Source organism: Carnobacterium sp. FSL E2-0243 (genome assembly GCF_038003605.1).
In the GTDB taxonomy this organism is placed as follows: domain Bacteria; phylum Bacillota; class Bacilli; order Lactobacillales; family Carnobacteriaceae; genus Carnobacterium; species Carnobacterium maltaromaticum.
The window spans coordinates 190,704-206,285 of record NZ_JBBOPM010000001.1; the positions used below are offsets into that span (position 1 = coordinate 190,704).

At 35.9% G+C, this 15,582-nt stretch carries 9 protein-coding genes; 8 read left to right on the forward strand and 1 reads right to left on the reverse strand.

What is annotated here, in order from left to right; genetic code table 11:
* Positions 1-31: 31 nt before the first annotated feature.
* On the reverse strand, positions 32-1,498 hold the full coding sequence (gene allW, locus MHI00_RS00825) for an allantoin permease (protein WP_010050000.1): 1,467 nt from the start codon (positions 1,496-1,498) through the stop codon (positions 32-34).
* A 760-nt stretch (positions 1,499-2,258) separates the two neighbouring features.
* Between allW and guaB the strand changes: the two genes are divergently transcribed.
* From guaB to radA, 8 genes are all read left to right on the forward strand, one after another.
* Positions 2,259-3,740 carry an IMP dehydrogenase gene (guaB, locus tag MHI00_RS00830; protein WP_010050001.1) on the forward strand — a complete coding sequence of 494 codons (1,482 nt, stop codon included), beginning with the start codon at positions 2,259-2,261 and terminating at the stop codon, positions 3,738-3,740.
* A 631-nt stretch (positions 3,741-4,371) separates the two neighbouring features.
* Entirely contained in the window at positions 4,372-4,587 is a 216-nt protein-coding gene (locus tag MHI00_RS00835) for a hypothetical protein (protein ID WP_010050003.1), read from the forward strand.
* Positions 4,588-4,623: 36 nt separating this feature from the next.
* Positions 4,624-5,601 carry a WxL domain-containing protein gene (locus tag MHI00_RS00840; RefSeq protein WP_341110198.1) on the forward strand — a complete coding sequence of 326 codons (978 nt, stop codon included), beginning with the start codon at positions 4,624-4,626 and terminating at the stop codon, positions 5,599-5,601.
* Positions 5,602-5,628: 27 nt separating this feature from the next.
* On the forward strand, positions 5,629-6,285 hold the full coding sequence (locus MHI00_RS00845; protein ID WP_015075258.1) for a WxL domain-containing protein: 657 nt from the start codon (positions 5,629-5,631) through the stop codon (positions 6,283-6,285).
* Between the two features lie 35 nt (positions 6,286-6,320).
* Positions 6,321-7,019: a WxL domain-containing protein gene (locus tag MHI00_RS00850; RefSeq protein ID WP_341110201.1), complete on the forward strand. Its 699-nt coding sequence runs from the start codon at positions 6,321-6,323 to the stop codon at positions 7,017-7,019.
* Between the two features lie 84 nt (positions 7,020-7,103).
* Entirely contained in the window at positions 7,104-8,240 is a 1,137-nt protein-coding gene (locus MHI00_RS00855) for a DUF916 and DUF3324 domain-containing protein (RefSeq protein WP_010050008.1), read from the forward strand.
* Between the two features lie 38 nt (positions 8,241-8,278).
* A complete protein-coding gene (locus MHI00_RS00860; RefSeq protein ID WP_341110203.1) occupies positions 8,279-13,633 on the forward strand; it encodes a hypothetical protein in 5,355 nt (1,784 codons plus the stop codon).
* A gap of 537 nt (positions 13,634-14,170) precedes the next feature.
* A complete protein-coding gene (gene radA, locus MHI00_RS00865) occupies positions 14,171-15,547 on the forward strand; it encodes a DNA repair protein RadA (RefSeq protein WP_010051982.1) in 1,377 nt (458 codons plus the stop codon).
* Positions 15,548-15,582 lie beyond the last annotated feature (35 nt).

Consider the following 15,582-nt stretch of genomic DNA (forward strand, 5'->3'; position numbering starts at 1 on the left):
TCCTAAAAATTTTTATTTTAGCAAAGCTAATTTATACTTTTTCGGGTATGAATTTTTTAAGCACTAAATAAAGAATAAAGGCTAAACCAAAGCCAATCAGCCAAGATAAACTTGAAATAACTTGTAGTGCTGGAATAAATTGACCGCTAATCGAAACAAGTAATGCGACAATAGTTGCCACATAGGCTCCTTTATTGATACCACGGTAAGGATTTTGACTATTGTCAGCTTTTGTATCCATATATAACGCATTTAAATCAATTTTTTGCTTTTTAACAAAATAGAAATGAGCTAACATGACACCCGCAACTGGTCCTAAAACAGCACCAATGATGTTTAAGAAAGCAAAAATGCTATTCGCATTTTCCATTAATTTCCAAGGCATAATCAAATAACTAATGACAGAAGCAATAATGACGCCTTTCTTGTAATTAATCGTTTTAGGGAAGAGTGCTGATAATTGGTAAGCTGCTGGAATAATATTTCCTGTCGCATTTGTTGAAATAGTCGTTAATAAGAAGACTAACATAGCTAAGCAAATAGCTGGTAAACTATCCCATTTTTCAACTATTTCCAAGACGTTCCACTCTTGGACACCGTAATGAATCGAACCACCAATTAAAATCGCTACACTAGAGAAAGCAAAAATGATATAGGCGACTAGAAAACTAGCTGTTTGTCCAATTGTTTGAGCTCGTGTTGATGTCGCGTTTTGCGTAAAGTCAGAGACACTAGCACCAGGAGCTGCCCATACGGATAAAACTGATGTGATAATAATTAAATAAACGAAGAGTGGGGCATTATTCTGAACATCAGCGCCACTTGGTGTAAAGGCAAGAATCGGTCCAATACCACCACCAACCTTGATTGCCCAAATCGCCATACCACCAAAAACAACATAAATTAAAGGATTTAAAATAGCTGTAAACTTATTTAACGCTCCGCCGCCACCAATTCCAATTAATAAATTTGCTGCCCAGAAAATGGTAAAAGCAATCAAACCAGGTAAGCTTAAACCGAAAAAGTTGAAATCTCCACCTAATGTTAGAAAACTAGGCCAAATTTTTCCAATAAGAATTAATAATGCCAATGAACCTGCATAATTTTGTAAGCCAAACCAAGCAATAGCGGCGACACATCCTCTTAGGAAACCAGGTAGTTTAGCCCCTAAATCACCATATGTTGAACGTAAATGCATGGCAAAGGGAATTCCGTACTTAGAACCAGCGCGACCGTTATAAACCATAAAAGCCGCAACCGCCATTGAGCTAATAATCAAAGCTAGGATCACGTTGATGGGTGATAATCCAAGAAATAGAAAGCCTCCAACAGCTGTGTAGTTAGGAATATTATGCACCGAACCCATCCACAAAGTAAAATAATTTTTTGCATTCATATTACGCCGGTCTTTTGTTTTAGGTAAAAGATCGTCGTTATAGCCTCTCTCTTTGTACTTTTCGATATCTGCCTCGTGGGCAAAAACATCTTTTTCTGCCATTTTTGACTGTACCTCCTAATAGTAAGATTTTAGTTATCTTTATAAAGTCTGTGAAAATCAAAGGGTTTAAACAAGATGTGTTAAGAATCAGTAATTTCAATTATGCGCTCAAGATATTCACGAACAAAAGCGCTTACAATATTTAATAAAACCATAATTTTTTTATTATAATTAGAAAATAGGAGAAGCTTTTTTAAAGAAGCAATTGAAAAACTCACTATTCTCAAATGTTAATTTAATTTTATCGGGTCTAGCACGAGAATTCTTTATACAATGTGGCTAAAGTAAGTTTTCTTTTTTAGCTATAATAGATAAAAATCAAGCTGTTTATCCTTTTTTAGGATGATAAGGACAATTTTTTAATGATGAAAAAAATTAGCTAATAGAGTTAAGAAGTAATCCTCTAAAAAACTAGCAAGGTAACCGCCATTTTTGTTCCATAAATTTGTAAAGGAGTAGTTCCTATTTTCCATGTAAAAAATAGAAGTCAGAAATGTATCAACCAAAGAAAATTTCTTTAAACTAATAAAATTAAGGAGCTAAAAATTAACCTGTCCAGTATTTTTAATACTATAGTAGAAACAGTTTTTTCTCATTGTTTTTTCATAAAAAAGACATAAATTAGCCTTCTTTTCAGTTTTTTTCAATTGTAAGAGAATTCATAAGCGTATAGGCTTGACGGATGGCTAATTCTCTGTTAATTTTGTAATTAAAATCTTATTCAAATTAATGAAAAAAACTGAAGGAGTGGTTGTGAGAAATGTCTAACTGGGAAACGAAATTTGCTAAAGAGGGCTACACTTTTGATGATGTTTTATTGGTCCCTGCTGAAAGTCATGTGCTACCAAACGATGTTGACATGAGTGTCAAATTGGCTAAAAATATTACACTAAATATTCCCTTGATGAGTGCGAGTATGGATACAGTCACAGATTCAAAAATGGCGATTGCAATGGCGCGTCAAGGTGGTTTAGGTGTTATTCATAAAAATATGAGTACAAAACAACAAGCTGACGAAGTTAGAAAAGTAAAACGTTCTGAAAGTGGCGTTATTATTGATCCATTCTTTTTAACTCCTGATCATTTAGTTTCAGATGCAGAAGAATTGATGGGCCGTTACCGTATTAGTGGAGTTCCAATTGTCAATAATATGGAAGATCGAATTCTAGTAGGTATTTTAACCAACCGCGATTTACGCTTTGTAACAGATTACAGTATTAAAATTGATGAAGTTATGACTAAAGATCAACTTGTGACAGCTCCAGTTGGAACATCTTTAAAAGATGCTGAAAAAACATTACAAAAACATAAAATTGAAAAGTTACCAATTGTTGATGCTGAAGGACGTTTAAGTGGTCTGATTACAATTAAAGATATTGAAAAAGTTATCGAGTTCCCTAATGCCGCTAAAGATGAGCATGGTCGCTTGTTAGTTGCTGCAGCTGTTGGAGTAACAACAGATACCTTTGAACGCGCAGAAGCGCTATTAGACGCTGGTGCAGATGCAATTATCATTGATACTGCTCATGGACATAGTGCAGGTGTGATTCGTAAAATCAAAGAAATTCGTGAACATTTCCCAGAAGCAACATTAATCGCTGGAAACGTAGCAACAGGCGAAGCAACTCGTGCTCTTTATGATGTTGGTGTAGATGTGGTTAAAGTTGGAATTGGGCCTGGTTCAATTTGTACGACTCGGGTTGTTGCCGGAGTTGGGGTTCCTCAACTAACAGCTATTTATGATGCTGCTGAAGTGGCTCGTGAATATGGACGTACGATTATTGCAGATGGTGGAATTAAATATTCTGGCGATATTGTTAAGGCAATTGCTGCCGGCGGACATGCTGTTATGTTAGGTAGTATGTTGGCTGGAACAGACGAATCACCAGGCGAATTTGAAATTTTCCAAGGCCGTCGTTTCAAAACATACCGTGGTATGGGTAGTTTAGGCGCAATGGAAAAAGGTTCAAGCGATCGTTATTTCCAAGGTGGCACAAATGAAGCTAACAAATTAGTCCCAGAAGGAATTGAAGGTCGAGTTGCCTATAAAGGTGGCGTTAGTGACATTATTTTCCAAATGATCGGTGGTCTAAAAGCCGGGATGGGCTATGTTGGAGCAGCTGATTTGAAATATCTACGTGATGATGCACAATTTATCCGTATGAGTGGTGCAGGTTTACGTGAATCTCACCCACATGATGTACAAATTACTAAAGAAGCACCAAACTATTCATTACAATAAAATAGTAAAAGCTAAAAGCAGTTCACTAAATCGTTAAGATTTAGCGAACTGTTTTTTTATTTTGTTTAAATTTTAGAATGAAAACTGGACGAGTTCAAATAAAAGCCATATTTAGTTCACAAATTAGAGTGGAAAAATTAGATTTAGTTTCTAAAAACAGGTGAATTTTAAAGTGCGATACCTAAAAATGATTATTCACTAAGCATTTTTCGGTTAGCAGATTTAAAGTAAGTTATTCTTTTATGTGTACTTTTATAACCAACACTAACTAGAATTCCAATTAATGCAATATATATATAGTAAAAAATTAAAAATAGTTATCAGAATCAAGAAGGGGAAAATTAGTCCTTGGTGATGTTAACCGACATAGTTAACCAGTAAAATTAGATGAAAAACCAGAGATTTAACAAAAAAAATTAAATATTTATGTAAAAAAAGACAGTAATTATAGTATGAGGTTAATTTTATTTCAAAAAATGAGGAAGTGCTAATCAATTTTTGGGATGAGGGAGCTTTGTCAAGTAGATTAGAATAGATTATGTAAAAGTAATAATTATTTCAATAGAATCATTCTTTTATAGATCTGATTTAACTTCATAGCGAGTTAAAAGTTAAGTAAGGGGGCTAAACAATGAAGATAGAAGATTTTTGGATGGATATGTATTCATTTTATGTCATTTTTATAACAAATGAGGATGTCCAGATAAGAAAATTACTGTTCTTACAAGAGAATCATATAGAACATGATCAGATTTGTGCGATTATTAAAAGTAAATTTCACAATGTAAATCGAGTTTTATCAATTGAAGAGTGGGATGCTGGGTTAGCTTTGAAGCAATCTAGATAAAATATATGTTCCTTGATCGGAGAGGGGGTGACGAAGATGAAGACAATAAAGCACGTTCTATTGTGGGGGTTTAGTTTATTTTGTTTTTTTTCTTTTACAGTAACAAGTTTTGCCAATACAGCTACTAGTCAAGCAGGTATTTCTTTTACTGAAAAAGAAGATATGGGAGCAGGAAATACTTCTCTTCCAAAAAATAAAGATTTGCCTAATACGGGGGTCGATAGAACGAGCTCAAAATTGCCACAAACGGGAGAAACTGCAGATGGAAATTTACTTATAACAGGGTTGGTTTTTTTAGGAGCTGCAATAGCAGTTGAAAAATTAAGGACAAAACGAGGAGGAAGAAAAATGAAATTAAAAACAATGACAATGTTAGGTTTGATTGGGAGCGGTATGTTGCTAGGAGCAAGTACGTCAACTGCTGCACCACAAGATGTGGTTACAGGTAGTGAAGATGGTAAAGGCGGTACATCTCATGGATACATTAATTTAACTCCAGGAGATTCGGACACAGGAAAGACAGACCCAACAGACCCAACAGATCCATCAGGCGAGACTGGAAATGAAGGGATTTTAACGATTGATCATGTTGTTCCGTTGCTATTTAGCTCACATAAGTTAGAAGGGAAAGAACAAGTTTACACTTCTGTTGTAGATAGACCCAATGTTCAAGTAACGGATAAGCGTGGAGAAGAAGCGGGGTGGAATGTTCAAGTATCTCAAACGGCTTTTGTAGACCAAACTGATGCAACTAAAACATTAAAAGGCGCAAAATTAGTATTGCCAGTAGGTACATTAAAAGATGTAGGAAATGTTTCGCTAGCACCAGAATTGTATGCGGTCGAAGTTAATGATGCGCCTGCTACTTTCATGAATGCAAAAACTGGCAGCGGTGCTGGAACATGGACAAACTTTTTTGATAAAGATGAAATCAAGCTAACTGTTCCTGCTGGAAACAAAAAAGGCGAATATATGTCGACAGTTACATGGACATTAATGGATGCGCCTAAATAAAAAATAACAATCAAAGGGGAAATAAAAATGAAAATAAATAAGTATTCTATACTAGGTTTGAGTGTGTTAATGAGTGTTGCCATTTTAGGAAGTCAATCTGTTGAGGCAGCTGAGGCAAGTGCAGGTTCTTCGAAAGCAAATTTTGAATTACAAGCAGGCGACGATACAACGGTTCCGGAGCTGTTAGATCCAGAAATTCAACCTCCAACATTAAATAAAGGCCCATTAAGTTTAGATTCGGTTTCTAGCTTTAATTTTCCAACTAAAAAATTAGGCTCTGAAGCAAAAGCTCCACTTGAAGCAACACCAGTTGAAGGCACGAAGCTAGGTTTACAAGTAACGGATTCTCGTGGACAAGATTTAGGTTGGAATTTAAAAGTTAGTGCAACAGCTTTTGAAACGGCAGATAAATCATTAACCTTAAAAGGTGCTGTTATGACGATTCCAGAAGGTAAATTAACAACAGCAGAAGGTGTGGACCCTCTTTTAACTCCATCTGCATTTAAAGTGAATTTATCGCCAACAGCAACGAGCATCATGAGCGCGACAACCACACAGGGTCGTTCAAGTTGGAGTAATGCCTTTGAAGGAAATGGAGAAAAAGTTACTTTAGCAGTTCCTGCAGGGAATAAAGTAGCGAGTTATGTTTCGACCATAACGTGGTCATTGGAAGATGCACCTTAAATAGATCAGAGAAATGAAAAGGATGGTAGAGAAAAATGAAAAAAAGCTCATTAATAATTACAACATTCGCTTTGGCTTCATTCGCTTTTGGAGGAGCAAAAGTCCAAGCAGAAGTATCAAGTACACATACATCAGAGAACAAAATTAATTTTACTGCTGGTGAAGGGGTAGTAACTCCACCAGTTGATCCAACCAATCCAGATAATCCAAATGTACCAAGCCCAATTGACGAAACAGATCCAGAAAATGCAGGTACGGGACAAACAGGCCCATTATCAATTGATTATGTTTCTAATATCAAATTTGGTGAACATAAAATTACAGGGAAAGACATTGCTTATAAAGCGAAGAATGCCAATCCATTTGTCCAAGTAACGGATTTACGAGGAGCAGGAGAAGGCTGGCACTTATCAGCTAAAATGAGCGAATTTAAAAGCGGAAATAAAGTGTTGAGAGGTGCAACGTTAGCCTTTAAAGATGGTGTTGTCAAAGCAGGAAGTTCAAGCAATATTTCTGTAGCCCCAACTAAATCAGATGTTTTATTTGATAATACAGATAGTAAACCATTTATGAATGCGATGGATAAAGGTGGACGTGGGACATGGGTAACTGTCTGGTCAGGAACAGATCAAGCCAATGAAGCAGTTCAATTAAATGTGGTTGCTGGCACACCAGAAGCGAATACAGAATATACGTCTTCTATTACATGGGAATTAGCAGACGCACCAAAATAAAGTAGTAAATTTAAAATTCGATAGGGAGGACCGATTGTTCAATGGTCCTTTCTATTCTAGTTAGGAAAAGGGGAACACAATAAGATGAAAAAAATCATTTCGATACTCGTTGTCTGTCTAATCGGGCTCCAACATATGCCAATGATAGGAGAAGCTGCAGAAACGATGGCTTATTCTGTTAAAGCAAACATACCAGAAAACCAAATCAACAAAACACTTACTTATTTCGATTTAAAAATGGAGCCAAATCAAAGACAAGACATTACTTTAACTGTCAGTAATTCTAGCGATGAGAAAGCCACGATTCTTATTTCTCCAAATGTAGCGATGACCAACCAAAATGGGGTGATTGATTATAGTAAGGCAGATGAAAAAGTGGATTCCACGCTGAAAAATCCGGTGACATCTATTATTTCGAAAGCACAGGAAGTGACATTAGAACCGAAAGAAACGAAAGAAGTGCCGTTCACTATTCAAATGCCCGAAAAAGAATTTGACGGGTTGATTTTAGGTGGATTTTATATTTCTAAAAAAGAAGACGACTCAAATACCAAAGATAAAGAAAAAGATGTGCAAATCAAAAATAAATATTCTTATGTCATTGGACTTCAACTACGTGAAAACACCAATGAAGTCAAGCCAGTCATGGAATTAAATGATATTAAACCAGTATTATTAAATTACCGAACAGCGGTTACAGCAAATCTACAAAATACAGAAGCAACGATTATGAAAGACGTATCTATCAATGCAAAAGTGATGAAAAAGGGTAGTGAAAAAGTGCTTCATGAAACCGATAAAAAAGGTCTTTCAATGGCACCTAATTCGAATTTTGATTTCCCTATAAATTGGGATAATCAAAGCTTAGATGCAGGTACCTATAGGTTGAAACTCATTGCCCAATCTGGAGAAGACAAATGGGAGTTTGATAAAGAGTTTACTATATCTGCAAAAGATTCAACCGACTTAAACAAAGAAGCTGTTGAATTAGAAAAAACAGAACCGAACTGGATTTTGATTATTTCAGTGGTTGCAGGAATAACGATCTTTCTTATTCTAGTAATCGGATTCTTTATTTACCGTCATCAAAAGAAAAAAGCGGCAGAAAAACGCGCACGTTTAATGAAACAAAGAAAGCGTAAAAAGCAACAGGAATTAAGAAAAAGAAAAAGTAGTTCAGAACCGACAAGCAGACCAAGTAATAAAACTAGAAGAGAATAGAATGAGTCATATTTACCCTATAAGAAAGGAGAATCAAAATGCTGAAAAAAAATAAAAAAATAGTAGTGCTTCTTTTTTCACTCATTTTAATTTGTGGGACTGTTTATGCAAATTACGAGTTTTTAAAAGGACGTATATTTGCAGAGATGGATGAAGAAACTAGTGAAGGTATTAGTACTAGTAGTTCTGAAATCAATACCCACGAAGTAAACTTAGATAGCAGTAGTGAAGAAAATAGTAGTGAAGAAAATAGCATAGAAACCAACTCACTTACTGAGTCACAAGAGGAACTACTACAGCCCCAACAAGCAGAAAATATACTCAGAGGAATGAGCGATAGTGGTTGGGAAGTTGGTGCTGCAACGAATACTATTGAAAAAAATGGCAATAAAATCAGTTGGAATAATGGTGGATCTTGGTGGTATACCTATAATAATAATAGCTGGCTATATGGTACATCCATAGAAGCTGCTTTGATTGTAAATGGAAGTTTTTTAGCTGGAACATCTGAAAATAAAAATTCGGGTTTCTTGTGGGGAAGTAAAAATGAATCTGTTTACTCTATTCATGTATCAGCGAATATGTTGAAGAGAAGCTTCCCATATAAAACGTATCAGATTGATATTATTCAACAATTATTGGACGATGGATCAGTGGAAATCAGTTACCAAGTCACAAATAAAAATAGTGAGACTCAAAAAATTGGTATTAGTCAATATGTCGATATTTTAGATTCCTCTCCAATACGAGTGCTTAATGATTTCAAAGGATTGAATGTGACAGAGACAAATTCATTAGCTATGATGCCAGATGCAGAAACAATGCCAAACTGGTCAACAGGAAGATACGGTGGTTTGAAAAGTTTCAATGGATATAGTCCAAAAACGGTAGCTGGGATTGGCTGGGAAACTGGAAAAAGACAACCCGATTCATCTATTGAGTTAAAAGAAAATCAACCCCTGGATATAGGTGATTCAGAAGCAGTTATGAAAAATCCAGGGGTTCTAGTTGCACCTGGGGAATCCACTATCTTTAAGCAAATTATAAAGTTTGGTGGAATGGTTCCACCGGCTCTCACGGTAGATCAAAAAATGGGTTCTATGTATACTAGCGAAAGTTTTGATATCACGGGAACCATTTCCGATGTCAATAACCATAACTATCGCTTGTATCTAGAAATGGATGATACGGATAAAACATTAATTCCATTAAAAGACTTTACAAATGTACCTTATCAAAAAACACAAGATTATCAAGTAGCAATTGAAGGGAAACATTTTACGAAAGGCAGTCATACAGTATCTATTGTTGGGATTGACGAGTATGGTGCTCGATCAGAAGCTAAAACGATGTCTTTTACAATCAAGGAAGTAAGTGGAGTACCATTAATTCAAAAAGTGAAACTAGGTGAAGGACTCAATCCGGATTTAACTACCCTATTTAAAGATATTAAAGGAAATGGTACAAAGCTAAAAAATGTTGCCGAATTTGATACAACAAATGTAGGATTTCAATGGGTAGAGGCTATCTTGATTGATGATGATTTGAAAGAAGGAACGTTTAAAATTCCAGTTTCGATCTACAATCCTGTTAGTACAGTCTTTAGTGAGACAGAAAAAATTAGCCTAACTGCAAAAAATATAGGCTTTACAGTAAGTGAAATCGATGCCGCAATCAAAGAAAATCGTTTAAACGAGTTGATTCTCCAAGAAAGCGAAGCCAAAGCATGGCAAATGGAGGATGGAGTTGAGGCAATTTTATCGGTTCCTGCTCATACAATTAAAGCTCAAATAGGGAATTATGAGGCCACCATTCGAGCAACAAGACTAGATACGAATAAAACGCTAGAAAAGAAAATTTTCTTTTCAGTAACAAATACTCCCTTACAAGATGGCTGGGAATTTGGAACAGCCAATGATGTTATTGAAAAAAGCGGCAATAAAATCCAGTGGAACAGCGGAAATTGGTGGTACACATACAACAACAATAGCTGGGTCTATGGGACTTCAATAGAAGCTGCTTTAATTGTAAATGGTAGTTTTTTGACAGGGACCAGTGAAAATACGAAGAGTGGTTTTTTATGGGCAAATTTAGCAGAATCTGTGTATACTAAAAATTTAGCAACAAACACATTGAAACGGAGCTTCCCCTATAAAACCTACCAGATTGATATTCTACAAAAAATGTTAGATGAGGGATCAGTGGAAGTTAGTTATCAAGTGACGAATAAGGATTCTGTTCCACAAAAAATTGGTGTCAGTCAATATGTTGATATTCTTGATTCTTCTCCAATTAGAGTACTAAATAGTTTTAAAGGACTGAACATGGCAAACACGAATTCATTAGCCATGATGCTAGATGCAGAAACAATGCCAAACTGGTCAACAGGAAGATACGGTAGTTTAAAAGGTTTCAATGGATATAGTCCAAAAACGGTAGCTGGGATTGGCTGGGAAACTGGAATAGGACAACCCGATTCATCTATTGAGTTAAAAGAAAATCAACCTATGGATCTAAATGATATAGAGGCAGTTATGAAAAATCCAGGGGTTCTAGTTGCACCTGGGGAATCCACTATCTTTAAGCAAATTATAAAGTTTGGTGGAATGGTTCCACCGGCTCTCACGGTAGATCAAAAAATGGGTTCTATGTATACTAGCGAAAGTTTTGATATCACGGGAACCATTTCCGATGTCAATAACCATAACTATCGCTTGTATCTAGAAATGGATGATACGGATAAAACATTAATTCCATTAAAAGACTTTACAAATGTACCTTATCAAAAAACACAAGATTATCAAGTAGCAATTGAAGGGAAACATTTTACGAAAGGCAGTCATACAGTATCTATTGTTGGGATTGACGAGTATGGTGCTCGATCAGAAGCTAAAACGATGTCTTTTACAATCAAGGAAGTAAGTGGAGTACCATTAATTCAAAAAGTAAAAATTGGTGGAAAGATTCAAACAGATATAACAAAATTATTTAAAAATATTGTCGGAAATGGAACCAAACTTAAATCGGTTTCTGAGGTAGATTCTACTACAGTTGGATTCAAGTGGGTAGAGGCAATCTTGATAGATTCGAATTTAAAAGAAGAGGTATATAAAGTACCTGTAGCGGTTTATGATGATAAAACGACGATATTTAATGATGTAGATAAGATTGTTTTGGACGTAAAAAATATAGGACTTACATCAGAAGAGATAACTAAAGCGAACCAAGAAAATCGTTTAACGGAATTGATTCTACAACAAAGTGAAGCCAAAGCTTGGCAAACTGAAAATGGGGAAGAATCTATTGTAACAGTCTTCTCACATGATGTGAAGCCGAAATTTGGAAGTTATAGTGCAACGATTCGAGCAACAAGGAAAGATACAAATAAAATTCTTGAAAAAAAAATTGTTGTTTACACCACAGATGAACCATTAAAAGATGGCTGGGAATATGGAACAAAAAGCGATGTGATTTCAAATAACGGCTATAAGATTGAATGGAACAATGGGGCATGGTGGTACACCTATGATGGGAGTAAATGGATGTTTAGTACTTCTATTGAAGCGAATTTAATTATAAATGGTGTATTCCCAGCCAGTACATCAGATATAGTTGGCTCAGGTTTTTTATGGAAGAACGTGGTAGAATCTGCTTATAGCATTCATAAAGAAACCAATTCTCTAAGACGTACATTTTATTATTTAGATCGATATAAAATTAATCTAATTCAACGATTGTTAGGGAATAATGCTGTTGAAATAACATATGAAGTGCAGAATATGGGAGTAGATACGCAAAAAATTGGGATTAGTCAATATGTTGATACCTTTGTTGGATCAGATTCAGTACCCGTTACACCGATTAATAATTTTGAAGGTATTAATCTAACGTATGGTCAATCTTCTTTGGCTATTATACCTGACACAAAAACAATGCCAAACTGGGCAGCTGGATATTACAACTCAACTCAAAATTTTGGACAATACAGTACGCAAAACGCTGATGGTCTTGGTTGGGAAACAGGGAAACGATATCGTGATGCTGGAGGTAGTTCGTATCCTTCACCGGTGGAGTTAAAAGAAAACCAGCCCGTTGATTTAGGCGATTCAGGTGTTTCAATGAAAAATCCAGGTGTAAATGTTGGAAGTAATGAGAGTGTTTCATTCAAACAAATTTTAAAATACGGTGTACTTGCAGCACCTCAAGTTACATTGAATCAAAAAAAAGCTTCCATGTATCAAGATGAAAAAATAGTCATTGATGGAACTATTTCAGATGCAGATAATATGAATTACCGTGTGTATTTGGAAATGGATGACAAGGATAAAACGTTAATTCAATTAGATGATTACACGAATATTCCTTATAATGTCGTCCAAAATTACCAAGGAACGATTGAAGGAAAAGACTTTTCTCCAGGTATTCATACAGTTTCTATTATTGGCATTGATGAGTATGGGACTCGTTCAGTCGCCCAAAAATTTGAATTAACCATTACTGAACTAAGTGGTGAACCAAACGTTCAAAAGGTTAAAATTGGTGAAGCGATTAGCAATGATTTAAAAACCTTATTTAAAGAAGTCAAAGGCACAAATGTTACTTTAAAAAATCCAATATCATTAGATTCTTCCGTAATAGGTTTTCAATGGATAGAGGCAACGTTAACTGATGGGAAGCAAAAAGAAATTACAGAAAGAATTCCAGTGAATGTTTATAATCCCGAAAGTACTGTATTTAATGAGGTAGATAACCTCGTATTGGATGCCAAGAATACCTCTTTTGAGTTAGTTGATGTTCGCCAAAGTGCTGAAGAGGGAACTTTAGATGATTTGGTCTATCAAAAGGTCGAACCTAAAGCATGGAATATGGAAGATGGTACTGAAATTCCAGTTGAACTCATTACAAATGGGATTGAACCAGTATTTGGAAATTATAGTGCTACTTTTAAAGGAACACGAGTGGACTCAGGAGCTAGTTTACAAAAAGCTAGCCAGTTAGCTGTTGGTGGTGAACTTAAATTTAAAGAGTTACCGAAAAAGTTGGATTACAAAACAACGAAGTTAAGTCAAAAAACGCCCTATGTGGAGCGTATGCACTCTGATTGGAAAATTGAAATAGAGAACACAATTGGTTCAAATTGGTCGCTGCTTGCCAGTGCTAATCCATTTGAAGATCAGGCAAAAGAAAAATTAAGAAGTGCATTGGTTTTGAAAAAGAGCCAAACACAAGATGTTGTTATTAATGGAACAAGTCAAAAAATCGCAACAGGAAGCGAAACCTTCCCAACGATTCAATGGGCAGAAACAGCAGGACTTTTATTAAAAGTCAGCCCAGATGCCAAAGTTGGAAGCTATCAAGGTGAGGTTACCTGGTTGTTATCTGATGCACCTTAAAGTTAAAAGAGCTTTGGACATAAGTTCTAATTAAAAATCCAGATACCAGTCAAATTGATTGGTATCTGGATTATTTTTTTGTACAAAAATAAGAACACCTCTGCTAAAATAAAAGTGACCAAACAAATAAACTAGCAGAGACAGATTTTAGGGCAACGAAACAGTTACTCTAGAACGGATATAGGTGTCACTATTTAATAAAAGCTAGTTGCATGTTGAATGTACTATCCCTTCGGCGATTTCAAAATGTTGTTTTTACGGATGATATAAATATATTCTTATTTAAAGACTAGTCTTTACTTTTGTCGTAACAAGGTACTGATTTAAATTGTCAAAAAAACAATTTAGCTTCCTGAATCGCTCGTTGGAAAGTTAGTTAAAAAAAGATTCATTTCACATGGCTTTTTAAAAATGCTCTTAAGTGTGAAAATATAAGGTTTTTTTAAGGAATTTTGTGGTATTTTTAAGCAAGAATTACGTAAACTATGTTAGAATGTAATAGATACGTTTTTGAGAGCAAAAGGGGGACATAGTGAGATGGCGAAGAAAAAAGCCACAAAATTTGTCTGCCAGGCGTGCGGATATGAGTCGCCTAAATGGATGGGACGATGTCCGAACTGTGGCGCTTGGAATCAAATGATGGAAGAATTAGAAGTAGATAAAAATGATCGTCAGAACCGTGTCAGTATGACCGGTCAAACTGCTAAAGCAGAAGCGATTCAAGATATTACTGTATCAAAAGTTCCGCGCGTTAAAACTGAATTGAATGAACTAAACCGTGTGTTAGGCGGGGGTGTCGTGCCAGGTTCGCTGGTCTTAATTGGCGGAGATCCAGGAATTGGTAAATCAACGTTACTATTACAAGTCTCTGCTCAGTTAAATATAGCAGGCGGAAAAGTTTTATACGTTTCGGGAGAAGAAAGTGCCAGCCAAATTAAAATGCGCGCCGATCGATTGGGTGTTAAAGGTGCGGATTTCTATATTTACCCAGAAACAGATATGGGAGCGATTCGTCAAACAATTGAAGATTTAAAGCCTGAGTATGTGATCATTGACTCGATCCAAACTATGAGTCAACCAGATGTTTCAGGTGTTGTCGGAAGTGTTTCTCAAGTTCGGGAAAGTACAGCTGATTTAATGAAGATTGCCAAGAGTAACAATATTGCAATTTTTATCGTCGGTCATGTGACGAAAGAAGGTGCAATAGCAGGACCAAGAATGCTTGAACATATGGTTGATACAGTTCTTTACTTCGAAGGCGATCGACACCATACATTTAGAATTTTACGAGCGGTTAAAAACCGTTTTGGTTCAACGAATGAGATTGGTATTTTCGAAATGCGCGAAGGCGGACTTGTAGAGGTCTTAAATCCATCAGAACTCTTTTTAGAAGAGCGATTAGATGGAGCAACCGGATCTGCTGTTGTAGCAGCAATGGAAGGGACACGTCCAATTTTAGTTGAAATCCAATCATTGATTACTCCAACTGTTTTTGGAAATGCCAAACGAACAGCAAGTGGTGTCGATCATAATCGCGCCTCATTAATTATGGCAGTGTTAGAAAAAAGAGCAGGATTAATGCTCCAAAATCAAGATGCCTATTTGAAAGCTGCTGGAGGCGTTAAGCTGAATGAGCCAGCAATTGATTTGGCGATTGCGGTTAGTGTGGCTTCAAGTTACCGAGAAAAAGAGACCCGGGCTAAGGACTGTTTTATCGGTGAAATTGGGTTAACTGGAGAAGTTCGTCGTGTTAGTCGTATTGATCAACGTGTTCAAGAAGCAGCTAAGTTAGGTTTTACACGCATGTTTATCCCTAAAAATAATATTGGTGGGTGGACATTTCCAAAAGATGTTGAAATCGTAGGTGTGTCAACAGTTGCCGATACAATCAGAAAAGCATTAGGTGACAAATAAAGGCTGAATGTCTTTCATTTAGTGAGAGGCGTTCC